Source organism: Ventrimonas faecis (genome assembly GCF_040096075.1).
Lineage (GTDB): Bacteria > Bacillota > Clostridia > Lachnospirales > Lachnospiraceae > Brotaphodocola > Brotaphodocola faecis.
The window spans coordinates 38,088-62,597 of the sequence record NZ_JBBMFJ010000014.1 but is presented as its reverse complement, the minus strand read 5'-3'; the positions used below and the strand labels follow the sequence as shown (position 1 = coordinate 62,597).

Below are 24,510 nucleotides of genomic sequence, written 5' to 3'. Positions count from 1 at the left end.
TGTCGTGATTTGTAATAAAATTTAAAGAGATTGAAATCAATTCTAAAGGAGACGTGAACTATGCTTAGTAAGAATTTAAAAGTTGTAAATCCGTCCGGGCTCCATTTAAGACCGGCAGGCGTTTTATCTCAGACTGCTATGAAATTCAAATGTGATGTTATCATCGAGTGCGGTGAGAAGAGAATCATTGCAAAGAGTGTATTAAACGTAATGGCAGCAGGCATCAAATCCGGAACCGAGATTACCCTGATCTGCGATGGCGAGGACGAAGCAGCAGCTATGGAGACCGTAAGCAAGGCAATCGAGAGCGGTCTTGGTGAAATGTAAGTCTTCTTTGAGCAGATACAGGCAGACAGAATGAAAGAAAAGGTACTTTGCGGAAGAATGTTCCGGGAAGTACCTTTTTTCTATGCAAAAAAGCATGAAAATCCTGTTTTTTTTCGTGAAAAACAAAAGAAAATAAATAAACGGACAATTTAACTTCCAAAAAAGGATTTACAAATGAGAAAATGTGTAGTATTATGCAGGAAAGATTACACAAGGAAATCGCGAGGGCGCGAAAATTCATTACGAATTTTCGTGCCCTTTTTATTTCATTAGAAAGGAAATGATTTATGGACAGCGATCAGAGAACCTTAACAAAATCCCCAAACACATTTGCTTCCCAGACAAAAGTTCCGGGCCTTTATGATCCGAGCTTTGAGCATGACAACTGTGGTATCGGCGCCGTAGCCAATATCAAGGGCGTTCCGAGCCACCGTACCGTAGAGCAGGCTCTCCACATTGTGGAAAATCTGGAGCACCGCGCCGGTAAGGACGCGGAGGGAAAGACCGGAGACGGTGTCGGCATTATGTTGCAGATCTCCCACAAATTCTTTAAGAAAGTGACAAAGCCGCTGGGCATTGATCTTGGTGAGGCCCGGGAGTACGGTGTCGGCATGTTCTTCTTCCCCCAGGATGAGCTTGCCAGAAACCAGGCGAAAAAGATGCTGGAGGTTATAGTCCAGAAAGAGGGATTGAAGTTCCTTGGATGGAGAACCCTTCCGACCCACCCGGAGAAGATCGGTGACAAGGCTGTGGAAAAAATGCCATACATTATGCAGGGCTTCATCGGAAAGCCGGCAGAGGTGAAAAAAGGACTGGACTTTGACCGCCGCCTGTATGTGGCACGCCGTGTATTCGAACAGAGCAACGACGATACCTATGTGGTATCCATGAGCAGCCGTACCATTGTATACAAGGGTATGTTCCTCGTAAAAGAGCTGCGTCAGTTCTTTGAGGATCTGCAGGATCCGGATTACGAGTCCGCCATCGCAACCGTGCATTCCCGCTTCAGCACCAATACCAACCCGAGCTGGATGCGTGCCCATCCGAACCGCATCATCGTACATAACGGTGAGATCAACACCATCCGTGGCAACGTGGACAAGATGATGGCCCGGGAGGAGAACATGGAGACGAAGTTCTTCAAATCCGACATGTACAAGGTTCTGCCGATCATCAGCCAGGAGGGTTCCGACTCCGCCATGTTAGACAACGCGCTGGAGTTCATGGTCATGAGCGGCATGGAGCTTCCGATGGCCGTGATGATCCTGATCCCGGCTCCGTGGCAGCATGACCGGTTCATGCCGCAGGAGGTCAAGGATTTTTACCGCTACTACGCAACCATGATGGAGCCGTGGGATGGCCCGGCATCCATTGTATTCAGCGATGGCGATGTGATGGGCGCGGTTCTCGACCGCAACGGCCTGCGTCCGTCCCGTTACTACATCACCGATGATGATCAGGTAATCCTGGCTTCCGAGGTTGGCGCAATCGATATCGACCAGTCGCATGTAGTAAAGAAGGAGCGCTTAAGACCTGGCAAGATGCTTCTCATTGATACCGTGAAGGGCGAACTGGTGGGAGATGAGGAATTAAAGCTCCGCTATGCGTCCCGTCAGCCCTACGGCGAGTGGCTGGATTCCCAGATGGTAGAACTCAAAGACCTTCCGATTCCGAACAAGGGCGTGCCGGAGCTGACAAAGAAGCAGCGCGCGCAGCTTCAGAAGACTTATGGTTACACCTACGAGCAGTATAAGACCATGATCCTTCCGATGGCATTAAACGGTGCCGAGGCAGTTTCCGCCATGGGTGCGGATAGTCCGTTGGCTGTACTTTCCAAGAAGCACCAGCCGCTGTTCAACTATTTTAAACAGCTCTTCGCCCAGGTAACCAACCCGCCGATCGATGCGATCCGTGAGGAAATCGTAACCTCCACCACCGTTTACGTCGGTGAGGAGGGCAACGTGCTGGAGGAGGCTCCGGAGAACTGCCACATCTTAAAGGTAGATAACCCAATCCTGACCTGCACCGATCTCTTAAAGATTAAATATATGAAGAAACCGGGATTCAAGGTAGAGGTAATCCCGATCACCTACTATAAGAATACTTCTCTGGCCAAGGCCATTGACCGCCTGTTCCTGGAGGTGGACCGTGCCCACCGTGACGGCGTGAACATCATCATCCTGTCTGACCGTGACATTGATGAGAACCATGTGCCGATTCCGTCCCTGTTGGCCGTATCTGCCCTGCAGCAGCATCTGGTAAAGACCAAGAAACGTACCTCCATGGCACTGATTCTGGAGAGCGGCGAGCCGAGAGAGGTTCACCATTTTGCAACCCTGTTAGGTTTTGGTGCCAGCGCCATCAACCCGTATCTGGCCCAGGAGTCCGTACATTACCTGATTGAGTCCAAGATGTTAGATAAGGATTACTATGCAGCAGTCAATGATTACAACTCCGCAGTCCTTCATGGCATTGTCAAGATTGCGTCCAAGATGGGCATTTCCACCATCCAGTCCTACCAGGGCGCCCAGATCTTCGAGGCCATCGGTATCTCCAAAGAGGTCATCGACAAGTACTTTACCAACACGGTCAGCCGTGTGGGCGGTATTACCCTGGAAGACATCGCAAACGATGTGGATGTGCTGCACTCCACCGCATTCGACCCGCTGGGCCTGGATGTAGACCTGACCCTGGAGAGCGTGGGAAGCCACAAGGAGCGCTCCGGCCAGGAAGAGCATCTGTATAATCCGCGTACCATTCACCTGTTGCAGCAGGCTGCGTGGACCGGAAATTATGAGATCTTTAAAGAGTACAGCCATGTGCTGAACGAGGAAGAGCAGACCATCAACCTGCGAAGCCTCATTGACTTTAACTTCGATGAAAACGGCGGCATTCCGATCGACGAGGTCGAGAGCGTGGATTCCATTGTAAAACGTTTTAAGACCGGTGCCATGTCTTACGGCTCCATTTCCCAGGAAGCCCATGAGACTCTGGCCATTGCCATGAACCGTCTGGGCGGCAAGTCCAACACCGGTGAGGGCGGTGAGAGCCTGGAGCGTCTGGTTCCGGGACCGAAGAACAACAACCGCTGTTCTGCCATCAAGCAGGTGGCATCCGGACGTTTCGGCGTTACCTCCCGCTATCTGGTAAGTGCCCAGGAGATCCAGATCAAGATGGCCCAGGGCGCAAAGCCTGGTGAGGGCGGACAGCTTCCGGGCGGAAAGGTATATCCGTGGGTGGCAAAGACCCGTCATTCCACCACCGGTGTCGGCCTGATTTCCCCGCCGCCGCACCATGACATCTACTCCATCGAGGATCTGGCACAGTTAATTTACGATTTGAAAAACTCCAACACCAGAGCAAGAATCTCTGTGAAGCTGGTATCGGAAGCAGGTGTGGGAACCGTAGCGGCCGGTGTTGCAAAGGCAGGCGCGCAGGTGATCCTGGTATCCGGCTTTGACGGTGGTACCGGCGCGGCGCCGAGAAACTCCATTTACAATGCGGGACTTCCGTGGGAGCTCGGCGTGGCAGAGGCACATCAGACCCTGATCATGAACGGCCTGCGTGATAAAGTCATCCTGGAGACCGACGGTAAGCTGATGACCGGCCGTGATGTGGCCATCGCCTGCATCCTGGGTGCCGAGGAGTTTGGTTTCGCAACCGCTCCGCTTGTTACCATGGGCTGTGTCATGATGCGTGTCTGCAATCTGGATACCTGTCCGGTGGGCATCGCGACCCAGAATCCGGAACTGAGAAAACGTTTCAAGGGCAAACCGGAGTATGTGGTAAACTTCATGCATTTCGTAGCACAGGAGCTGCGTGAATATATGGCAAAGCTTGGTGTGCGTACCGTAGATGAACTGGTGGGACGTACCGAGTTCTTAAAGAAGAAAGAGCACATTCCGTCTGAGCGCGCGAATAAGGTGGATTTAAGCAACATCCTTGGAAATCCGTACGAGGGCATGCGTTTCCGCGGATACCATGATAAACTGGAATATGACTTCAAGCTGGATCAGACCATCGACGAGCAGGTATTCTTAAAACAGTTGAAGACCGCGCTGAATAAGGGCCAGAAGAAGAGCCTGAAGGTGGATGTCTCCAACGTGGACCGTACGCTGGGAACCATCTTCGGATCCGAAATTACCAGACAGTATCCGGATGGACTGCCGGAGGATACCTTCGCCATTCAGTGCAACGGAAGCGGCGGCCAGAGCTTTGGCGCGTTTATCCCGAAGGGCCTGACTCTGGAGCTTTGCGGCGACAGCAACGACTACTTCGGCAAAGGCTTATCCGGCGGCAAGCTGATTGTATATCCGCCGAAGAATGTGAAGTTTAAGGCAGAAGATAACATTGTCATTGGTAACGTTGCCCTGTACGGTGCAACCAGCGGCAAGGCTTACATCAACGGTGTGGCAGGCGAGCGTTTCTGTGTCCGCAACTCCGGCGCAACGGCTGTTGTTGAGGGCGTGGGCGACCATGGATGTGAGTACATGACCGGAGGCCGTGTCGTAGTCCTTGGCACAACCGGAAAGAACTTTGCGGCCGGCATGAGCGGTGGTATCGCTTACGTGCTGGATGAGAAACGTGATCTGTACAAGCGCCTGAACAAGGAACTGGTTTCCCTGGAAGAGGTAACGAACAAGTACGACGTTCAGGAGTTAAAGGGGATGATTCAGGACCATGTGGCATACACCGGTTCTGCCCGCGGAAAAGAGATTCTGGATCACTTTGGCGAGTACCTGCCGAAATTCAAGAAGGTAATGCCTCATGACTACCGCCGCATGATGAACACCATCGTGCAGATGGAAGAGAAGGGCTTAAGCAGTGAACAGGCGCAGATCGAGGCATTTTACGCAAACCAGAGAAAGTAAGGAGGAGAGGACGATGGGAAAGCCAACAGGATTTTTAGAATATGACAGAGTAAACGGCAAGGCGGCTGCACCACTGGAGCGCATCAAAAACTTCAATGAGTTCCACACTCCTTTGACGGAGGCGCAGCAAAGGAAACAGGGCGCACGCTGCATGGAGTGCGGCGTCCCCTTCTGCCAGTCCGGCATGATGATGAACGGCATGGTATCCGGCTGCCCGCTCCATAACCTGGTTCCGGAGTGGAATGACCTGGTTTATACCGGAAACTGGGGACAGGCCTATAACCGCCTGAAAAAGACCAACAGTTTTCCGGAGTTTACCAGCCGTGTGTGCCCGGCTCCGTGCGAGGCAGCCTGCACCTGCGGCCTGAACGGAGATCCGGTCAGCATTAAAGAAAACGAGCATGCCATCATTGAGAAGGCGTACGAGACAGGAGCAGCAGGTCCGAGACCGCCGAAGCTGCGTACCGATAAAAAGATCGCAGTCATCGGTTCCGGTCCGTCCGGCCTGGCTGCGGCAGACCAGTTAAACAAGCGCGGCCACAATGTGACGGTGTTTGAGCGGGAGGACCGCGTGGGCGGCCTTCTGATGTACGGCATCCCGAATATGAAGCTGGAAAAGCAGATCATTGACCGAAAGATCAATGTCATGAAAGAAGAGGGCGTGACCTTTGTGACCGGCGCCAATGTCGGAAAGAATTATAAGGCTGCAAAGCTGTTAAAGGAATTTGACAGCGTAGTTCTGGCCTGTGGCGCATCCAACCCGCGGGACATCAACGTGCCGGGCCGGGATGCAGAGGGTATTTACTTTGCGGTTGATTTCTTAAAATCCACCACAAAGAGCCTGTTAAACTCCAATCTGGAGGATGGAAATTACATTTCCGCGAAGGATAAGCATGTCATCGTCATCGGCGGCGGTGATACCGGAAACGACTGTGTCGGCACCGCCATCCGTCATGGCTGCGCGTCCGTGACCCAGCTGGAGATGATGCCGAAGCTTCCAGAAAAGCGCACGGAAAACAACAGCTGGCCGGAGTGGCCCCGCATCTTAAAGACCGACTACGGCCAGGAAGAGGCCATTGCCGTGTTCGGCCACGACCCGCGTATCTATCAGACGACTGTGAAGGAGTTTGTGAAGGATGAGAGCGGAAAGCTGGTAAAGGCCATCCTCATCAGCCTGAAAGCGGAGAAGAATCCGGAGACCGGACGCATGTCCATGGTGCCGGTGGAAGGTTCCGAGAAGGAAGTACCGGCAGACCTGGTGCTGATCGCCGCAGGATTTTTGGGCGCCCAGGCTTACGTGGCAGACGCATTCGGCGTGGAGTTAAATGTCCGCACCAATGTGGCTACCGAGGCCGGAAAATATGCCACCAACGTAGAGAAAGTCTTCACCGCAGGTGATATGCACAGAGGACAGTCCCTGGTGGTATGGGCGATCCACGAAGGCCGCGATGTGGCAAAAGAAGTGGATAAGTATCTGATGGGGTATACGAATCTGGCGTAAAGCCGACAATGAAGAAGAGGACTGATCTCGCAATCAGTCCTCTTCTTCTTCGTGGGCGTGGTCATAAATTTTCTGGATTTCCGGCGGGAGCTGGTTTGGCATCATGGCGTGGATGCGGTCTTCGGAGCACCATTCCATAAATTAAAACAGAATAAAGCAATGAGAGAATACAGGGATAATATCCTGATTGAAGCATATAATAGGTTTTAGAACAGAAAACTGTGTTAAGTTGCAAAAATCTTCCCTAAAACCGGCTATACATATACTGGAAGACTTGCTGAATATCCTTTCCTCTGCTATTGGTTCTCTGACCAATCCTGAGAAGTTAAAGAATACCTTTAAGACTGTAAAAAAATCTAAAATCACTTCAAAAACGATCAAGAAATATCTGGATTGCTTTGAGGATTCTTTCCTGATTGAATCAGCACAGAGATATGACATCAAGGGTAAGGCATATATTGAAACTCCAAAGAAATACTATTTCTCTGATCTTGGGCTTCGTAATGCAAGAATCAATTTCCGTCAGTTTGAGCAGACACATTCCATGGAGAACGTGATTTATAACGAATTGCGTATGCGTGGATACAGCGTGGATGTTGGTGTTGTTACCATTGCGGAGAAAGATCAAGAAGGAAAGGTAACCCGTAAACAGCTGGAAGTTGACTTTGTATGCAATCTTGCTTCATCCAGATATTATATCCAGTCAGCGTATTCATTACCTGATGAAGCAAAACGTACTCAGGAAATCAGACCATTCAGAAAGATAGATGATTCTTTCAAGAAGATTGTTATTACAAAAGATATTGTGCAGCCGTACTATGATAACTATGGTATTTTGACCGTGAATATCTATGATTTCCTTCTTGACCCGCAAATTCTTGAAAAATAATACAATGTAAACTCTTGTTGCGAATAGGGACAAATAAAATAAAAATCCGCTTGACAGGAACCAGGTCATCTTATATAATGTTGTTATTGCATGAGCAATACAAACAATTTATAAAATGGCCTGGTGGCTCAGCTGGTTAGAGCGCCGCCCTGTCACGGCGGAGGTCGTGGGTTCGAACCCCATCCGGGTCGCTATATATAAAAGAAGTCTGGTAGCAGGCTTCTTTTTTTTATCAGTAAAGCAGGAAGTGAATGAGCCCGTCTCCCGGTATTTTCAGCATATCAGGTTGTTTGCCTTTTGAACACACGTGTCCGAATGCAGCGGATGAAGTCCGATGCAGGCGAACGCATGTTGTGAGAGCAAGCAAACAACGATATGTGAAAATAGAGGGAGGCGGGCTCATTCACTTCCGGAGCTATGTTTCAAATTTTGAATTTTCGTAACTGTTCAATAGGTCTGCGCACTTGCTGCGCTGACCGTAAGAAAACATGAGCTGGCAAGCAAAAATCCCATTGCCGCAGGCAATTTTCAATGGATTTTTGCTCGTGACTGTGAAGGTACTGAACAGTTACGAATTTTCTCACAAACTTCCCATTCTTTCCTCACAAAATGAACACATTCGCCTGATATGTTTATAAAAGCGAAAAGACTGAAAATGATTCAGAGAGGAGCACATTATGAGGATGAGAGAGCTTGCGGCTGTGATGGCGGGTGTGTCGTTTGGCATGGCAGTTTTGCCGAACATGACTGCGTTTGCGGCGGATAATAATATAGATTACCGGAGGAAGGTAGTCGGCATTGCCGGCATTATGAACAACACCAGCACCGGCCTGAATGATCCGGTGACCCGGGCAGAGTTTGCCAATATGCTGGTAAAGGCATCCACCTACCGGGATTTTCTTCCCACCACCAGTAGCGTGTCGGTTTATGCCGATGTCCCAGCCACGGCCCAGTACGCGTCCAGTATCCGCATTGCGGCAGAACAGAACTGGGTGACTGGTTATCTGGGCGGCTTATATAAGCCGGAGCAGTCCATTACGCTGCAGGAGGCGGCGCGGGGAATTCTGGCACTTCTTGGTTACACCAGCGAGGATTTTGGCAGCAGCCTTTCCAGTGCACGTATGGCAAAATTTTATGCCTTGGAGTTGAATGAAAATCTGGACAGGCAGCCAAACGAGGTACTAAACCGTTCAGATTGCATCAACCTGTTTTATAACCTGTTAAAGACCGACTCCAAAACTACCGGAAAAGCCTATGCGACTGTGCTTGGATGTGAATTGAATTCTGATGGAGAGGTGAATCCGCTGGGACTTGCGGATACCAATCTTAAGGGACCAAAGCTTGTGACCAAGGGCTCCCAGATCGGCAATTATGTTCCGTTCAATGTGCAGGAGGCCAGCATTTTTGTAAACGGCGATGCCTCCAGCTATGAGGCATTAAAAAGCTATGTTTCCAGCAGTTATGTGGTGATTTATTACAATCAGACCGCAAAAACCATCTGGGCCTACATTGCGGATGAAGATGTGCAATCCGGCCGTTGTGCCGTGCGCGGAACGGTGGAGAACATTTATTACAGCTCCAGCGATGTCATGACGCCGACCTCTATCACCCTGGATGACGGGCAGGAATACAAGCTGAGCAGTTCCGAGATGCAGTTTGCGTTTTCTGTTTACGGCTCCATCCGTGTAGGTGACCGGGTAACGCTGATCTGTGAAAAGAGCGAGAACTCCAATGGTGACGCGACCTATACCGTTGTGGACTATGTGGAAGATTAAGGGAGGCCGGACATGTTTGGAACATTATCAGCAAAATTTAGAAAGACACATTCCGAGGCAGGGAGTGAAAACGGAAACGGCGGAATGACCGGACTGGGAAATGCAGCAGGAAAAACCGGAAAACGGCGCAAAAACAAGGGCGGAAAGAAACGTGTGCTGTTGATTGCAGCAGGTGTGGCGGTTCTTGCAGGCGGCCTGTTCTGGCACAATCACAGCGCTAAAGCTAAAATGGCCAGTTCAAAAGCAGGAGAGCAGAAAACTGCTACGGCAACCGTAGGAACCTTGACTTCAGAATTGACTTCATCTGGCACTATTTCTCCAAAAGACACTTATACCATTACATCTCTGGTGGAGGGAACAGTGCTGACGGCGGATTTTGAAGAGGGCGATCAGGTGACGGCGGGGCAGGTACTTTACCAGATTGATGCTTCTTCTGTAGAGTCCGATCTGAAATCTTCGGAAAATTCTCTGACTCGTGCCAATAAGAGCTATCAGCAGGCTTTGGAGGATTACCAGGAAGCGGTCAGTGATTACAGCGGCAATACTTATAAGTCTACCCGTACTGGCTTTATCAAAAAATTAAATATCCAGGTGGGAGACAAGGTGAGCTCTAACACAGATCTGGCAGAACTTTACAATGACCAGACCATGAAACTCAAAGTGCCGTTTCTGGCAGGGGAGGCTGCATCCATTCCAGTGGGCAGCCAGGCCGTGGTTACACTGACGGATACGGAAGAACAACTTTCCGGCTTGGTTACGGCGGTTAGCAATATGGATGAGGTGCTGGATGGTGGCCGTATTGTCCGTTACGTTACCATGGAGGTGGCAAATCCGGGTGGTCTTACTACATCCCACAGCGCTGCCGCCACGATTGGCGAGTTTGCCTGCTGCAGTGAAGGAAGTTTTGAGGCTATGACGGATACTACCATGAAGGCTTCTGTAACTGGAAACGGCAGTCTGGAGGTAGAGGAGCTTCTGGTGCATGAGGGAGACTATGTGACTTCTGGTACCCCGCTGTTCCGTATTAAGAGTAAGGATGTGGAAGATATTCTGGATTCCTATCAGGACGCGGTGGACCAGGCTCAGGAGAAAATCGAGTCGGCCCAGAGCAATGCGGACAATAAACAGGAAACCTATGATAACTACACCATTACCGCGCCGATTTCCGGTCAGGTGATCACAAAGAGCGTGAAAGCGGGAGATAAGATTGACCGAAGCTCCAGCAGCTCCACTTCAACGCTGGCAGTTATCTACGATTTGTCGGAGGTGACCTTTGAAATGTCCGTGGATGAGCTGGATGTAGGCCGCGTGCAGGTGGGGCAGACAGTCAATGTCACGGCGGACGCCATTGAAGGAAAAACTTTTACAGGTAAAGTCACTAACATCAGCTTGCAGAGCTCCCAGTCCAATCGGGTCACCAACTATCCAGTCACTGTAACTTTGGATGAGGTGGACGATCTGCTTCCGGGCATGAACGTGGACGGAACCATCATTCTGGACCAGGTGGACAATGCGCTGATGATTCCGGTGGATTCCCTGATGCGGGGCAACCGTGTATATGTGAAGGATGACAGTGTGACCGAGCAGCAGGGCAATGTACCGGCCGGATTTAAGGCAGTAGAAGTAGAGACCGGCATTAGCAACGATGATTACGTGCAGATTACAAGTGGTCTTTCTGAGGGCGATGAAGTTTATGTAGATTCCTCTTCTAATACCAGCACCGATATGTTCCAGATGGGCGGAATGGGCGGCCCTGATGGAATGGGCGGCGGCCCTGGCGGCGGAAACGGTGGGCCGGGAGGCAATGGCGGAAACGGTGGAGGCGGCAACCGCGGTGGAGGTATGTAAGATGGCAGAACCTCTGATCGAATTAAAAGACATTTACAAAATATATCATATGGGTGATGAGGAAGTCCGCGCCAACGACGGCATCTCCCTCACCATCAACCGCGGCGAATTTGTGGCAATTGTAGGAAAGTCCGGAAGCGGAAAATCCACCCTCATGAACATCATCGGCGCGCTGGATGTGCCCACCTCCGGCAGTTATCTGCTGGGAGGCGAGGATGTGGACCAGATGAGCGATGACCAGCTGGCAGACATCCGCAACCGGATGATCGGCTTCATTTTCCAGCAGTACAACCTTCTTCCAAAGTCGAACCTTCTGGAGAATGTGGAGCTTCCGCTTCTGTATGCAAAGGTTCCGGCAGAGGAACGGAAGGAGCGCGCCATGCGATCCCTGGAGCGGGTCGGACTGGCGGACAAATGGAAGAATATGCCGAATCAGCTTTCTGGCGGCCAGCAGCAGCGAGTATCCATTGCCCGGGCGCTGGCGGGAGACCCATCTCTGATCCTGGCGGACGAACCCACCGGTGCGCTGGACTCAAAAACCAGCCGCGAGGTACTGAATTTTCTGAAGGAACTCAATGAAGAAGGAAATACCATTGTCATGATTACCCACGATAATTCCATTGCCCTGGAGGCAAAGCATGTGGTGCGGATCCACGATGGAAAGATTAATTTTAACGGAGATGTGAAAGACTATGCTGCAATCATTTAAGCTGGCCATCAAGAGTATCTGGAGTAACAAGATGCGCTCCTTTCTGACGATGCTGGGCATCATCATTGGCGTGGCTTCGGTCATCATCCTGGTGAGTCTGGTAAATGCCTATATGTCCTACATGACCGAAAGCTTTGCCAGCCTTGGCACCAACCAGATCACGGTCAACATGGTCAATCTTCCGTCCCGGTCGGTGTCGGTGGATGAGATGTATGCATTTTACGATGAAAATACGGAGAGCTTTGATCATATGACGCCCATGGTCAGTATCAGCGCTATCGTGAAAAACGGAACAGATTCCATGACTTCCACTTCGGTGAGTGGTGTAAGCGAAGACTATCTCGGCGTCAAAGACTGGATGCTGGCCTACGGGCGCAATGTCCAGTACGCCGACATCACGGCACGGCATAAGGTCTGCGTGATCGGTGCCTACGTGGCAAATGAGTTATACGGAAGTGCGGAGAAAGCCTACGGCGAGACCATCAAGGTAAACGGATACGCGTTCCAGATCGTCGGCGTGGTGGAACAGCAGGATGATGATCTGGAAGAGGGCGGTACCGATGATTTTCTGTTTATGCCATATAGCTGCGCGGTCAAGATGGCACGCAACGCTAACATCAATAACTACACCTTTACGATCCGTGACTTGTCTGCGGCAACGGAAGGAAAAACTCTGATTGAAGATTTTTTATATGAGAAATTCAAGAATGAAGACCTGTATACGGTCACTGCCATGAGTGAGATGCTGGATTCCTTAAACAGCATGATCGCCATGGTATCGGCAGGACTGGGTGGTATTGCCGGAATCTCCCTGTTGGTGGCAGGCGTGGGCGTTATGAATATCATGCTGGTGTCTGTAACGGAACGAACCAGAGAAATCGGTATTCGCAAGGCGTTGGGCGCCAAGCGGAGCGTCATCATGCAGCAGTTTGTTATCGAAGCGGCGGTGACCAGTTCCCTGGGAGGCGTGATCGGAATTCTGCTGGGAAGTATTGCCACCTCCACCATTGGAGCACTGGCCGGGTTAAACGCGACGCCAACCCCGATGGCCGTGATCGTGTCTTTCAGTGTGTCGGTTGGAATTGGTCTGTTGTTTGGATATATGCCTGCAAGCCGTGCGGCAAAGCTGAACCCGATCGATGCGCTGCGGAGTGAGTAGAGGAAGGAGCGTGAATGCATGAAAAAAGTTTTAAAACAATGGATTGTGGCTGCCGCCGCTGTTCTTCTGGCCGCTGTTCCACAGTTTCCGTCCTACGCATCCGACAAAGCCGTAGAGACGGTATACCTTGGCACTCCGGCTCATGTCTGGTGGGAGACGGACACCACCGGCAAGTGGTCCTCTGTTTCAAAGGCTCATGAGTATCAGGTGAAACTTTACATAGCAGACAGCGTGGACCGGGACGAAGACAACTGGCGTAAGGTGGATTTCGATGATGAAAGCATGGAAGGAGCCGAGTGCGTTATGACAAAGCGTACCGGAGAGACCTCCTGTGATTTCAGCGCCTACATGGATGATCTGCACACCTACTTCTTCGTGGTGCGGGCCACCCCAAAAGTCAGCGAACAGGCCTACGTAAAAGCCGGCTCCTGGATTGGTTCCCCGGACGCGGATTACCGTGCGGCGCAGGTAATTGGCTACACCGATGGCAAGTGGCGCAACTATCTGGAAGGAAGCCGTTATCAGTTAGAAGACGGCAGTTATCCCGGCGCAGGCTGGCAGCGCATTGAAGCCAACTGGTATCTGCTGGATGACCAGGGCTATCGTCTCACCGGCTGGCAGGAGCGTGACGGAAAACGCTATTACCTGGGGGAAAACGGTGAAATGGCTACCGGCTGGTTCGTCTGGAACGACAACTGGTACTACGCCGATAAAAGCGGCGTGATACAGACTGGATGGGTCATGACCGAGCCTGGGAAATATTATTATATGGATGAAAGTGGTGTGTGGGTAGAAGATGCCGTAAAAAAAGAGGAGTAAGTGATATAGAATTGCTGTAGATAGAAAGTCTGGGATTTTTGAAAGTCCTGGACTTTTTCTGTTTTCTGCTGACTTCATGAAGTAAACGAAAATTATAAGAACTATCCAGAATAAAGATTCTATGCTATACTTGTTAAGAAACTGGCAAGAAAAATCATCATTCTAATACAGAACTGATACAACGCGAGGGGGTATTTCATGAACCAGAATCCATTTGGGGGTCAGGATCCGTTTGATTTTCTGCGCAGGCAGATGGAAGAACAGCTGAGACAGAAGCAGCAGAAGAACCAGTGGCAGAACCAACAGTCCGGGGGTGCAAACCAGAACCGGCAAAATAGCAATGCAGGCGGTTCGCAGAATCATGAACCGGAGCGGTTTGATTCGGACGGCAATCCGGTAAAGAATAAAAAGAAAAAACTTCGCCTGTTCCGCAATACCGGGGTGGCTGCTGCGGTGGTAGCGCTGGCTATGATTGGCATTAACAGCTACTATGTCCTGGACGAGGAAAACTATGCGGTGGTGACGACACTTGGAAGTCCCCAGGCAGAGTCCCAGGCGGGACTGCATTTCAAGATTCCGTTTATCCAGAGCGTGACCATGGTTTCCAAGGGCATTAAAGGAATGCCGATCGGCTATGTGCAGGAGACCGGAGAATCCGTGGATGAGGAATCCATTATGATCACCAAGGATTTCAACTTTGTTAACACCGACTTTTATCTGGAATATATGGTCAATGATCCGGTGAAATATCTGTACGCGTCTTCGGACCCGGAGGCTACCCTGAAAATGCTGGCCCAGTCTTATATTCGTGATACCGTTGGCATTTACAATGTAGATGATGTTATTACCACCGGAAAAGCTCTGATCCAGTCCGAAATCAAAGAGAAGCTGACCAACCGCATGATCGCGGAAGACATTGGTCTTTCTGTGGTAAACATCACGATTCAGGACGCGTTCCCGCCGACAGAGGAAGTCCTGAGCGCATTCAAAAATGTTGAGAACGCAAAGCAGGGCAAAGAGACGGCCATCAACAACGCCAACAAGGACCGCAATGAGAAGATTCCGCAGGCGGAAGCCGAGTGCGACCAGATCATCAAGAATGCGGAGGCAGAAAAGGAAGCCCGCATCAACGAGGCCCAGGGTCAGGTAGCTCGTTTTGAACAGATGTACACGGAGTACAGCAAGTACCCGCTCATTACAAAGCAGCGTATGTTCTACGAGACCATGGAGGATGTGCTTCCGTCCATGAAGGTTTACATTGTGGATGAGAGCGGCACCCAGAAGATGCTGCCCCTTGACAGCTTCACTTCTGCAATGCAGTCTGCAGGCAGTGGAGCAGCAAGTAATGGAAGCGAAGCATCGGGAACTGAAAACAGCAGTGCAAAAGCAGACAGTAGCCAGACGGGCAGCAGAAGCGCCGGTCAGGCCGGAGATACTGGTTCTGCGAATGCGCAGTAGGACACGGAAGGAGGAAGTTCGTCATGAAAAAAATAGCAAAAGCCTTCAGCGGCCTGATTCTCATTGCAGCATTGTTTGTTTTAGGAAATTCCCTGGTCATTACCTACCCGGATGAATATATGATCGTGCGCCAGTTCGGTGAGATTGTCCGCGTAGTGGAGACTCCTGGAGTTTCCGTAAAGATCCCGTTTGTACAGACCAGCGCGCCGATTCCGAAAGCACTTCAGATTTACGATATTCCGAAGTCGGATGTCATCACCAAAGATAAAAAGAGTATGATCGCAGATGCCTTTGTGCTTTGGAAGATTTCAGACCCGGTTTTGTTCACCCGCCATTTAAACGGTCAGGTAGCCCAGGCTCAGTCCCGCATCGCGGCATCGGTCTTTTCTTCTATGAAGTCTGTCATTTCCAATATGGATCAGACAGAAATCATCGAGAATCGTGATGGCAAGCTGGCAGAGGATATCAAGGATAATATCGGTGGTTCTCTGGATGGATACGGCATTGAGGTACTGGCCGTGGAGACCAAGTCCCTGGATATGCCGGACGACAACAAACAGTCCGTATACGACCGCATGATTTCCGAGCGCAACAACATCGCGGCATCCTACACGGCCCAGGGTAATTCCTCAGCCCAGAAGATCAAAAATGATACCACAAAGGAAGTCTCCGTCATGAAGTCCGAGGCCAATGCCGAGGCTGAGAAGATTAAAGCCGAAGGCGAAGCCCAGTACATGCAGATTTTATCCAACGCCTACAACGATACCAGCAAGGCAGATTTCTACAATTTCGTCCGCTCCCTCGATGCAGCAAAAGCATCCTTAAAAAACGGAAACAACACCCTGATCCTGGATAAAAGTTCCCCGATCACGCAGGTGTTCTACGGATACTAAATTTGGCTACTTTTTATTCATCCCGCAGCGGTGCCAATACAGCAGGAAGTGAATGAGACCGCCCTCCGGTATTTTCAGCATATCAAGTTGTTTGCATCTTGAGCACACACGTCCGAATGTGGCGGATGTCAATCCGACACAGGCGAACGCGTGTCAGCGAAAGCAAGCAAACAACGATATGTGAAAATAAAGGAGAGCGGTCTCTTTCACTTCCGGACCTTTATCAGTTCCGTTCCCTGATTTTTATTGTAATTCGGTTATAATATCGGGGAACAGCTCCACCGATCTCTTCAGGATCCCATGCACCTGCGCGATGCAGATCCCATAATTGGTAATCGGCACGTTCTGTGCGACAGCTCTTGCAATCCGCGCCTTCATTTCCCGTTCATTTAACATACATCCGCCGCAGTGCACCACCAGTGCATAGAAGGACAGATCCTCCGGGAATTCTCCGCCAGAGGTGAACTCGAAGTTTAACTTTTTTCCGGTATAGTTCCGGATCCAGTTTGGAAGCTTCACGGTTCCGATATCACCGCACTGGCGGTGGTGGGTGCAGCCTTCGGAAATCAGAACGGTGTCACCTTCCTGCAGCTTGTCAAGCTGGGCGGCACCGTGCACTGCTTCCTTTAAATCTCCCTTGTAGCGGGCAAAGAGGATGGAGAAGGAGGTGAGTGGAATATCCGCCGGGGTGTCGGCGTTTACTTTTTTGAAGGCCTGGGAATCCGTGATGACCAGGGCCGGTTTCTTTCCAAGAGCCTGCAGGGTCTGGGGCAGTTCGGTTTCCCTTGCGACCACGGAGATGGCGCCGGATTCCAGCACATCGCGGATGGTCTGCTGTTGGGGCAGGATCAGACGACCCTTCGGTGCAGCGGAGTCAATGGGAACCACAAGAACCACCACATCCTCCGGCTGGATCAGATCGGCCACAATGCGTTTTTCATTCGCTTCGGCGGAGGCAGCTTTCGCCAGCGCGCCAATCCGTTCCTTGAGTTCATAAATCTGAACACCGTCCTTTGCGCTGACGCAGATCTCGTCCGCTTTCAGAGAAAGGGGAGCGGAGAGAAGATCGGATTTGTTGTATACGGTAATGTGCGGAATTTTCTTTTCGTCAAAAAGTGTTAACAGCTCCTGGTCGGCCTGCTGCAGTCCCTTTTCTACATCTACAACCAGGATGGCAATGTCGGTTTTGTCCAGAACCTGCAGGGCGCGCTTTACGCGCATTTCGCCCAGGGTTCCCACATCGTCAATTCCCGGGGTGTCGATGACGACCACCGGGCCGATGGGAAGAAGCTCCATGGCCTTCTGCACCGGGTCGGTGGTGGTTCCCTTGGTTTCCGAGACCAGGGATAAACTCTGGCCGGTCACAGCGTTTACCACACTGGATTTTCCAGCGTTTCGCAGGCCGAAGAAGCCAATGTGAACCCGCTCGGCGGATACTTTATCATTCAGTCCCATAGTTGTGTCCTCTTTTCTTAATTCAGAACCGGAAATCCCGTCGGTTGGAAGCCTTGATATCTTCAATATTCTTCCGCGCGATCTCACGCACCTTTTCCTTCGGAATTTTCTCAAGCTCTTTTTCAATCAGTTCAAATCCGTGCTTTTTTGTTTCCTCGCTGGCGTAATCTACCAGATATTCGGTCAGGGTCATCAGGGCGTTCGGATGGCAGCAGTTTAAGATCTGGCCGTTCTTGCACAGGCTCATGAAGCGGTCGCCGGTGCGGCCCTCCCGGTAGCATGCGGTACAGAAGGATGGAATGAAGCCCAGCTGCATCAGCCAGTCCACCACCTCGTCTAGGGAGCGCTGGTCGGAGACATCGAACTGCTCGGAATCATGAGGGCGCTCCTCCTCACAGTAGCCGCCCACAGAGGTTCTGGAAGCGCCGCTGATCTGGGAAACACCAAGCTGCAGCATTTTCTCACGGACTTCCTGGCTTTCCCGGGTGGAGATGATCATGCCAGTATACGGAACGGCAATGCGGATGCAGGCTGCGATCTTCTCGAAGATATCATCGGCCAGGCCGTTGTCAAAGGCGTCAGGATCGATGTCATCGGCATGCTTTACGCGGGGAACGCTGATGGTGTGTGGGCCAACGCCGTGAACCGCTTCCAGATGCTCCGCATGCATCATGAGTCCGGCAAACTCATACTGGTAACCTTCCAGACCGAATAAAACGCCCAGTCCCACATCGTCAATACCGCCTTCCATGGCGCGGTCCATGGCCTCGGTGTGGTAGTCGTAGTCGTGCTTCGGGCCGGTTGGATGCAGCTCCAGATAACTCTTTTTGTTGTAGGTCTCCTGAAACAGGATGTAGGTGCCGATGCCGGCTTCCTTTAATTTGCGGTAGTTCTCCACGGTAGTCGCGGCAATGTTGACGTTCACGCGGCGGATGTCACCGTTTTTATGGTGGATGGAATAGATCGTTTTGATGGATTCCAGAATGTACTCGATGGGGTTGTTGACCGGATCCTCCCCGGCTTCAATGGCCAGACGCTTATGGCCCATATCCTGCAGGGCAATGACCTCGCGTTTGATCTCCTCCTGACTCAGCTTGATGCGGGCAATATGTTTGTTCTTCATGTGGTAAGGACAGTACACGCATCCATTGACGCAGTAGTTGGAGAGATAGAGCGGGGCAAACATGACAATGCGGTTGCCGTAGAAGGCCTGTTTGATCTCCTCGGCCAGCTCGTACATTTCCGCAACTTTTTCCGGAATGTCGCAGGCCAGAAGAACCGATGCATCCCGGTGGGAGAGTCCGGCACAGTGGGTCTGGGTGCCGTCAGCGCTTTTGACCGGTCTTGCCTTTGCCAGAATCTCATCGATCAGGGCCAGGTTGTGTTTGTTTTCCTCCGCGTAGCGGATGGTGTCAAGAATCTCCTCGTGGTTGATGAATTCCTCTGCTTTTAAGGATTTTGGATTGTAAATAGCCATAGTATGATTTTCCTTTCTTTGTGGTTGGAAGCAGAACGCAACCTTCCGTCAGATTGTAAAGATACCTATTTTTTGATGTCTCCCCGTGCGGTGACGATGGAGTAGCCGATGGATTCCATGCGGAGGTTTAAGCAGGAGCGGCACTGGGCCGACTCGTCTCCGGTACAGATTTTGTTGTCGTAGAGCGCGTATTTTTTGCGTTCGGATACCGGAGAAAGGTTTGGCATGACGACATTGGCGCCTGCCTGGATTCCCTTTTCCCTGCCGAGCGGGTCGATGGTGCCGAGGGCCGTAGTGGCAGGAAGCAGGACATTGGGTTTGATGAGCCGGATGAGGGAGAGCAGATAGATGGTCTGGTCCGCGGTTCCCGCCGTCTGGTCTCCAAAGGGAGTGTCTTTCTGGGGAATGAACGGGCCAATGCCGCACATCTCCGGATCAAAGGTTTCAATAAATTTCAGGTCTGTGGCGAGGCAGTCCGGCGTCTGGTAAGGAGACCCCACCATGAAACCGCAGCCCACCTGGTAGCCAATTTCCTTTAAGTCCCGCAGGCAGTGCATCCGGTTGTCAAAGGACATGGAAGCTGGATGCAGCTTTTCATAATGGGCTTTGTCGGCGGTCTCGTGGCGGAGCAGATAGCGGTCGGCTCCGGCATCGAACATGGCCTGGTAATCTGCCCGGGAGTATTCACCCAGCGACAGGGTAACGGCGCAGTCCGGGTAACGCGACTTGATCTCCCGGACCAGTTCACAGACTTCCGGAATCGGCACAATGCCTTCCCCACCCTGCAGTACAAAGGTGCGAAAGCCAAGGCCCCAGCCTTCCTCACAGCACTCCAGGATCTGTTCCCGGGTAAGCTGGTAGCGGTCACAGTTTGCGTTGGACTTTCGGATGCCGCAGTAGATGCAGTCATTCCGGCAGTAGTTTCCGATTTCAATGAGGCCGCGGACATAGACATCGGTGCCGTAGATTTCCCGGCGCAGGGCATCGGCCTTTTTGGCGGCATAGGATGCCAGTTCCGGTGTCTGACCTTCCACAAGCGCACGGTATTCTTCGTGCGACAGGGCGTGACGCTCCGCCAGAAGGTCGACGAGGTCAAAAAGGTCCGTCATCCGATCACATTGGAGTAGGCGGTCTTGACGCTGACTCCGTCCAGATTTCCAAGTTTTCCGGCCAGAGCGGAGATCGTATCCTGCGGTGCGTCCATGGCGATGGATACGATGCTGATGTGCTTCGGACGGTAAGGAATTCCCATTCTTCCGATGATATAAGGGCCATACTCGTGCAGCATGGCATTCAGCTTTTCCACGGAATCCGGGTTTTCCACAATGATACTCATAACAGCAACACGTGTTTCCATAAATCCTCCTGATGATGTATAGTCAGAGAAAACAAAAGCCGCACCCCGAAAGGTACGGCTCATATATCTGAAATCCGGCAGGCTGCAGCACAGGCGTAAGCCTGTAGATGCAAAAGCGCATGGCAGGATACAGAAGACAGAAGCGGACCTTTCACGCAGGAGATATCTCCCCTTAATGTCGGGATGCTAAATGATTCTCATTAAAAATAGCATACCATAGAACATGCCAGATTTCCACTAAAACAGAAATGGATATTTTTTTGACAGTTTCTCCCAAATAATTTGTCGGAATGCTTGCTTTTTTTGGAAAAGTTAAGTATAATGAAACAATATTTGGCGGTTTAACGCGTTAAACTGATGAAAAGATATGGAAGACAGACAAAAAGGTGCCGGAAGGCGCAGCCTGGGGACCATGAGAGAGGGGAACAAACCATTATGGGTGAAGAAAAGAAACTGAACATGCCGCAGTCACTTTTGCTGCTGCTTCTGATCATCGGATCGGTTGCAGTCTGCATCCGGCTGAAAACGGGAGGACCAATGATTGGTTTATTTATGAGCTGGATCATCATCTACCTGTTCTGTAAAGTGTTAAAGATCAATTATGATCATATCGTAAGCGGTGCCTACGACGCCATCCGCGTAGTTGTGCCGACCTTGTGCCTGTTAATGTCCATCGGTGTCATGATCGGTACCTGGCTGCAGAGCGGAACCATCGCTTCCATCATTGTAGGCGGCTTAAAGATGATCAACCCAACCTGGCTGCTGCCGCTGACCTTAATTTTCTGTGCCGTGTTAAGCCTGGTAACCGGAACTTCTTACGGTTCCGTGGGCAGTGCCGGCGTGGCCATGATGGCCATCGGCAATGCCATGGGCATTCATCCGGGCATGGTAGCCGGAGCTGTCATCTGCGGTGCCATGTTTGGCGACAAATTAAGCCCGCTTTCCGACACCACAAACCTGGCACCGGCGGTAGCGGGAGCGAAGTTAAATGACCATGTGCGTTCCATGCTGTGGACTACGCTGCCGACCTTTGCCATCAGCCTGGCGCTGTTTACCATCCTTGGCATCAGCCAGACCTCCGGAGCATATGAAGAGGGAAATCTTCTGGTTTACATTGATGCCCTTCAGGGGGAGTTTAAGCTTGGTTTTCTGACCCTGCTTCCGGCTATCGTGATCATTGTGCTGCTGCTCTGCAAGGTGAACGCCATCGTTTCCCTGGGACTTTCCGCAGTCTGCGCCGGCGCGGTATCCTTCTTTTATCAGGGAGCAACGCTGCAGAGCATCATCCGTGTGGCATATAATGGTTACAGTACCCAGATTGAGGAAGCCATCTTAAAGACCATCTTAAACCGCGGCGGCATGAGCAGCATGCTGCAGTATGTGGCCATCATCTGCTTCGCGGTCGGCATGGGCGGCATGTTAGACCGCCTGGGCGTTCTGGGCAACATCTTAAATGCCATCACCGGACGCATCAACAGTGACGGAAGCCTGATTCTTGCCAGCCTTTTAGTTGGCTATGTGACCAGCCTTATCAGCTGCTCCCAGCCAATGTCCCACGTGCTCACTGGAAATATGATGAAGCCGCTGTTCAAGGCAAGAAAGATTGCCCCGGAGATTTTATCCAGAACGCTGGAGGACGCAGGAACCCTGTCCGGTCCGATGATTCCGTGGCACGGCTACTGTGTATACATGGCGGGCACCCTGGGCGTGGCCTGGTCGGTGTTCTTCCCGTACCTGTTCCTGCTGTATCTGACTCCGCTGTTCAGCATTTTTTACGGATTCAGCGGAATTTCCATCAAACATGTGGAAACAAATGAAAAATAGAACTGGAGTATTATAATATGGAAACAAAACTTGTACTTCTCGGCACGGGCACTCCGAATGCGTGCCCGAATGCCAGCGGCCCGTCTACCGCAGTGGTAGTAGGAGACCGGTCTTATCTTGTAGATTTCGGACCAGGCGTGGTGCGCCAGGCAGCAAAGGCATACCAGAAAGGCATCGATGCGCTGCGCCCGGACCGCCTGACCGTGGCATTCTGTACCCATCTGCATACCGACCATACCGCAGGCTATTCCGACCTGATCTTCACCCCCTGGGTGCTGGAGCGCAAAGAGCCGCTTAAGGTCTTTGGACCGAAGGGCATCCGTGAGATGACGGACCACATTGAGAAAGCCTATGCGGTGGATATTGATTTCCGCATCAACGGTTTTGAGAAGGCCAACGAGGAAGGCTATAAAGTAGAAGCAAAAGAGATTCAGGCCGGAATCATTTATCAGGATGACCGCGTCACGGTAGAGGCATTCCCGGTCAGCCACGGAACCCTGGAAAGCTATGGATTTAAATTCACGACGCCGGACAAGGTCATTGTCATCAGCGGTGATACCGCTCCGCTGGAAATTGTGGCGGAGAAGGCAAAGGGCTGTGACATTCTGCTGCACGAAGTAGAGTATACCGCTGGACTTTCCGCAAGGGAGCCGAAGTGGCAGAAGTATCACCAGGAGGTTCATACCTTAAGTGTGGATCTGGCGAAGGTGGCACAGAAAGCGCAGCCGAAGCTTCTGGTTACCTACCACCGCATTTATCACATGGAAATTCAGGATAACACGGTGGATGTGGAGGCGGAGATGTCCCGCAGAAACGAAGCTATTTTACAGGAAATCAAGGATGCCGGATATGAAGGCCCGGCAGTGAATGGACTGGATCTGGATATATTTTAACTATGATGGTGTTATCCATGTCAGCCTGCGGTGGCTCTGATTCTTCTGCTGACACAACAGCAGCCCAGGAGACCGAGGCAGAGGTTACCGTCGAGACCGAAGCAGCTGAGGCAGAAACCGAAGAGTTACCGGATCTGGTAGACGTAGAGGGCGCTACCATCTGGGATATCCTTCGTGTAGAGACTCCGGATCTGACCAACACAAGCTGGGGACTTTCCGGTGGTTACATCGAGGGAGAAGAGATGACCCAGGAAGATCTGGATCAGACCTTAGAGCAGTACGGCGGTCAGCTTGATTTCAACTTTGGCGAAGACGGACAGGGCCAGATGGTTCAGGGCGGCGGCACCATGGAAGGTACCTATGAGTATCTGGATGACGGTGTTTCTGTAGTCTTTGACAATCAGGAAGCTGATCTTCCTTACACTTGCCTCTTCACTGAGATGAACGATACACTCGTTTTAGTAGCAGTTCCGGATGAGTCCGGCACCACCGGCCTGTACTTCTCTCAGAACTAAAACAGAATAGAAACTCGGACGCGCATGACGCGCACTGGAAAAGCCACCGAAGCATAAACTATCATAAGAAAGCTTCAGGGTGGCTTTTTCTTTGCAGACATTTCCAAAGCCTTTGACACCTGGAGAGGAACGGGCCTGCCTGGAACGCTTACAGGAGGGCGACCGCGAGGCACGCGATATCCTGATCGAACGGAACTTAAGACTGGTCGCCCATGTGGCGAAAAAATATCAGGGCACCGATTATGAGACAGAGGATCTGTTATCTGTGGGAACGATTGGTCTCATCAAGGCGGTGAATACCTTTCATCCGGACCGGGGAAGCCGTCTGGCTACCTATGCGGCCAAATGCATTGAAAATGCTATCCTATCACAGATGCGTTTTTGGAAAAAAAGAGTTTGAATATGCCAAAGATCGTATTCACCTCCCGCTACATGCGGAATGCACCACCAGCCAGACTGGAGAAATTTCAGCACATTATGATGTGAAATGGAAGATGAGCAGGCGAATCATGCTACGGAGTAAGATTTGCCTGCTCCTTTTTTAGTGATGTGATTATCGCATCCAATAATTCGATTTTTTGTATGGAAGGGCAAGGCAGGGACTGTATGTAGCGAGAGACAAAGTCTGAGTGACTATCAGAAATGCGGTTGCCTAATTCCTGCCATCCTTGTTCTGAAACCGGATCATGGACAATCACATGAAATGCGGGACTTTTCCTGATGGAACAATACCTCCAAAG

At 51.2% G+C, this 24,510-nt stretch carries 18 protein-coding genes, 1 tRNA gene and 2 pseudogenes; 17 read left to right on the top strand and 4 right to left on the bottom strand.

What is annotated here, in order from left to right; all coding sequences use genetic code 11:
• The first annotated feature begins 60 nt into the window (after positions 1-60).
• The 13 genes and pseudogenes from WMO41_RS08125 to hflC all read left to right on the top strand — a co-directional run bounded on the left by WMO41_RS08125 (position 61) and on the right by hflC (position 16,249).
• On the top strand, positions 61-327 hold the full coding sequence (locus WMO41_RS08125) for an HPr family phosphocarrier protein (RefSeq protein WP_349229327.1): 267 nt from the start codon (positions 61-63) through the stop codon (positions 325-327).
• Positions 328-357: 30 nt separating this feature from the next.
• Positions 358-480 (top strand): hypothetical protein, encoded by a 123-nt coding sequence (locus tag WMO41_RS08120; RefSeq protein WP_349229326.1) that lies wholly within the window; start codon positions 358-360, stop codon positions 478-480.
• A 134-nt stretch (positions 481-614) separates the two neighbouring features.
• Entirely contained in the window at positions 615-5,198 is a 4,584-nt protein-coding gene (gene gltB, locus WMO41_RS08115; RefSeq protein WP_349229325.1) for a glutamate synthase large subunit, read from the top strand.
• A gap of 13 nt (positions 5,199-5,211) precedes the next feature.
• On the top strand, positions 5,212-6,699 hold the full coding sequence (locus WMO41_RS08110; protein WP_349229324.1) for a glutamate synthase subunit beta: 1,488 nt from the start codon (positions 5,212-5,214) through the stop codon (positions 6,697-6,699).
• A gap of 265 nt (positions 6,700-6,964) precedes the next feature.
• Positions 6,965-7,588, top strand: a pseudogene (locus WMO41_RS08105) (ATP-binding protein); the annotation flags it as partial.
• Positions 7,589-7,705: 117 nt separating this feature from the next.
• Positions 7,706-7,779, top strand: a tRNA-Asp gene (locus WMO41_RS08100).
• 486 nt (positions 7,780-8,265) lie between these two features.
• On the top strand, positions 8,266-9,363 hold the full coding sequence (locus WMO41_RS08095) for an S-layer homology domain-containing protein (protein ID WP_349229322.1): 1,098 nt from the start codon (positions 8,266-8,268) through the stop codon (positions 9,361-9,363).
• A gap of 84 nt (positions 9,364-9,447) precedes the next feature.
• A complete protein-coding gene (locus tag WMO41_RS08090) occupies positions 9,448-11,211 on the top strand; it encodes an efflux transporter periplasmic adaptor subunit (protein WP_494338435.1) in 1,764 nt (587 codons plus the stop codon).
• Between the two features lies 1 nt (position 11,212).
• Positions 11,213-11,920, top strand: a complete 708-nt coding sequence (locus WMO41_RS08085; RefSeq protein ID WP_349229346.1) for an ATP-binding cassette domain-containing protein — start codon at positions 11,213-11,215, stop codon at positions 11,918-11,920.
• On the top strand, positions 11,904-13,079 hold the full coding sequence (locus WMO41_RS08080; protein WP_349229320.1) for an ABC transporter permease: 1,176 nt from the start codon (positions 11,904-11,906) through the stop codon (positions 13,077-13,079). Before WMO41_RS08085 ends, WMO41_RS08080 begins: the two co-directional genes overlap by 17 nt.
• Positions 13,080-13,097: 18 nt before the next feature.
• Positions 13,098-13,898 (top strand): N-acetylmuramoyl-L-alanine amidase family protein, encoded by an 801-nt coding sequence (locus tag WMO41_RS08075; protein WP_349229319.1) that lies wholly within the window; start codon positions 13,098-13,100, stop codon positions 13,896-13,898.
• A gap of 198 nt (positions 13,899-14,096) precedes the next feature.
• Positions 14,097-15,356, top strand: a complete 1,260-nt coding sequence (gene hflK / locus WMO41_RS08070; protein WP_349229318.1) for an FtsH protease activity modulator HflK — start codon at positions 14,097-14,099, stop codon at positions 15,354-15,356.
• A 23-nt stretch (positions 15,357-15,379) separates the two neighbouring features.
• On the top strand, positions 15,380-16,249 hold the full coding sequence (gene hflC, locus WMO41_RS08065) for an SPFH domain-containing protein (RefSeq protein WP_177291346.1): 870 nt from the start codon (positions 15,380-15,382) through the stop codon (positions 16,247-16,249).
• A gap of 243 nt (positions 16,250-16,492) precedes the next feature.
• Here the strand turns inward: hflC and hydF are convergent, their stop codons facing one another.
• The 4 genes from hydF to WMO41_RS08045 form a co-directional block, all read right to left on the bottom strand.
• A complete protein-coding gene (gene hydF / locus WMO41_RS08060; protein WP_349229317.1) occupies positions 16,493-17,704 on the bottom strand; it encodes a [FeFe] hydrogenase H-cluster maturation GTPase HydF in 1,212 nt (403 codons plus the stop codon).
• 22 nt (positions 17,705-17,726) lie between these two features.
• Positions 17,727-19,181, bottom strand: coding sequence for a [FeFe] hydrogenase H-cluster radical SAM maturase HydG (hydG, locus tag WMO41_RS08055; protein WP_349229316.1), 1,455 nt, complete (start codon positions 19,179-19,181; stop codon positions 17,727-17,729).
• Between the two features lie 65 nt (positions 19,182-19,246).
• Positions 19,247-20,290 carry a [FeFe] hydrogenase H-cluster radical SAM maturase HydE gene (gene hydE / locus WMO41_RS08050; RefSeq protein WP_349229315.1) on the bottom strand — a complete coding sequence of 348 codons (1,044 nt, stop codon included), beginning with the start codon at positions 20,288-20,290 and terminating at the stop codon, positions 19,247-19,249.
• Complete coding sequence (locus WMO41_RS08045; protein WP_118529770.1) at positions 20,287-20,538, bottom strand: TM1266 family iron-only hydrogenase system putative regulator; 252 nt, start codon at positions 20,536-20,538, stop codon at positions 20,287-20,289. The genes hydE and WMO41_RS08045 overlap by 4 nt, the downstream gene beginning before the upstream one ends.
• 435 nt (positions 20,539-20,973) lie before the next feature.
• On the opposite strand from WMO41_RS08045, the gene nhaC reads away from it, so the two are divergent.
• The 4 genes and pseudogenes from nhaC to WMO41_RS08025 form a co-directional block, all read left to right on the top strand.
• The gene (gene nhaC / locus WMO41_RS08040) at positions 20,974-22,362 is read left to right on the top strand and encodes a Na+/H+ antiporter NhaC (protein WP_349229314.1); all 1,389 of its coding nucleotides are present in this window, start codon (positions 20,974-20,976) and stop codon (positions 22,360-22,362) included.
• A 17-nt stretch (positions 22,363-22,379) separates the two neighbouring features.
• Positions 22,380-23,255, top strand: coding sequence for an MBL fold metallo-hydrolase (locus WMO41_RS08035; protein ID WP_177291790.1), 876 nt, complete (start codon positions 22,380-22,382; stop codon positions 23,253-23,255).
• Positions 23,256-23,257: 2 nt separating this feature from the next.
• Positions 23,258-23,770, top strand: a complete 513-nt coding sequence (locus WMO41_RS08030) for a hypothetical protein (RefSeq protein WP_349229313.1) — start codon at positions 23,258-23,260, stop codon at positions 23,768-23,770.
• 91 nt (positions 23,771-23,861) lie between these two features.
• Positions 23,862-24,161 (top strand): annotated as a pseudogene (locus WMO41_RS08025) (sigma-70 family RNA polymerase sigma factor); the annotation flags it as partial.
• Positions 24,162-24,510: the final 349 nt, after the last annotated feature.

Bases quoted from the DNA above. Each gene is read 5' to 3' on its own strand.
- WMO41_RS08125 (WP_349229327.1), top strand. From the start codon at position 61: ATGCTTAGTAAGAATTTAAAAGTTGTAAATCCGTCCGGGCTCCATTTA.
- WMO41_RS08120 (WP_349229326.1), top strand. From the start codon at position 358: ATGAAAGAAAAGGTACTTTGCGGAAGAATGTTCCGGGAAGTACCTTTT.
- gltB (WP_349229325.1), top strand. From the start codon at position 615: ATGGACAGCGATCAGAGAACCTTAACAAAATCCCCAAACACATTTGCT.
- WMO41_RS08110 (WP_349229324.1), top strand. From the start codon at position 5,212: ATGGGAAAGCCAACAGGATTTTTAGAATATGACAGAGTAAACGGCAAG.
- WMO41_RS08095 (WP_349229322.1), top strand. From the start codon at position 8,266: ATGAGGATGAGAGAGCTTGCGGCTGTGATGGCGGGTGTGTCGTTTGGC.
- WMO41_RS08090 (WP_494338435.1), top strand. From the start codon at position 9,448: ATGACCGGACTGGGAAATGCAGCAGGAAAAACCGGAAAACGGCGCAAA.
- WMO41_RS08085 (WP_349229346.1), top strand. From the start codon at position 11,213: ATGGCAGAACCTCTGATCGAATTAAAAGACATTTACAAAATATATCAT.
- WMO41_RS08080 (WP_349229320.1), top strand. From the start codon at position 11,904: ATGCTGCAATCATTTAAGCTGGCCATCAAGAGTATCTGGAGTAACAAG.
- WMO41_RS08075 (WP_349229319.1), top strand. From the start codon at position 13,098: ATGAAAAAAGTTTTAAAACAATGGATTGTGGCTGCCGCCGCTGTTCTT.
- hflK (WP_349229318.1), top strand. From the start codon at position 14,097: ATGAACCAGAATCCATTTGGGGGTCAGGATCCGTTTGATTTTCTGCGC.
- hflC (WP_177291346.1), top strand. From the start codon at position 15,380: ATGAAAAAAATAGCAAAAGCCTTCAGCGGCCTGATTCTCATTGCAGCA.
- hydF (WP_349229317.1), bottom strand. From the start codon at position 17,704: ATGGGACTGAATGATAAAGTATCCGCCGAGCGGGTTCACATTGGCTTC.
- hydG (WP_349229316.1), bottom strand. From the start codon at position 19,181: ATGGCTATTTACAATCCAAAATCCTTAAAAGCAGAGGAATTCATCAAC.
- hydE (WP_349229315.1), bottom strand. From the start codon at position 20,290: ATGACGGACCTTTTTGACCTCGTCGACCTTCTGGCGGAGCGTCACGCC.
- WMO41_RS08045 (WP_118529770.1), bottom strand. From the start codon at position 20,538: ATGGAAACACGTGTTGCTGTTATGAGTATCATTGTGGAAAACCCGGAT.
- nhaC (WP_349229314.1), top strand. From the start codon at position 20,974: ATGGGTGAAGAAAAGAAACTGAACATGCCGCAGTCACTTTTGCTGCTG.
- WMO41_RS08035 (WP_177291790.1), top strand. From the start codon at position 22,380: ATGGAAACAAAACTTGTACTTCTCGGCACGGGCACTCCGAATGCGTGC.
- WMO41_RS08030 (WP_349229313.1), top strand. From the start codon at position 23,258: ATGATGGTGTTATCCATGTCAGCCTGCGGTGGCTCTGATTCTTCTGCT.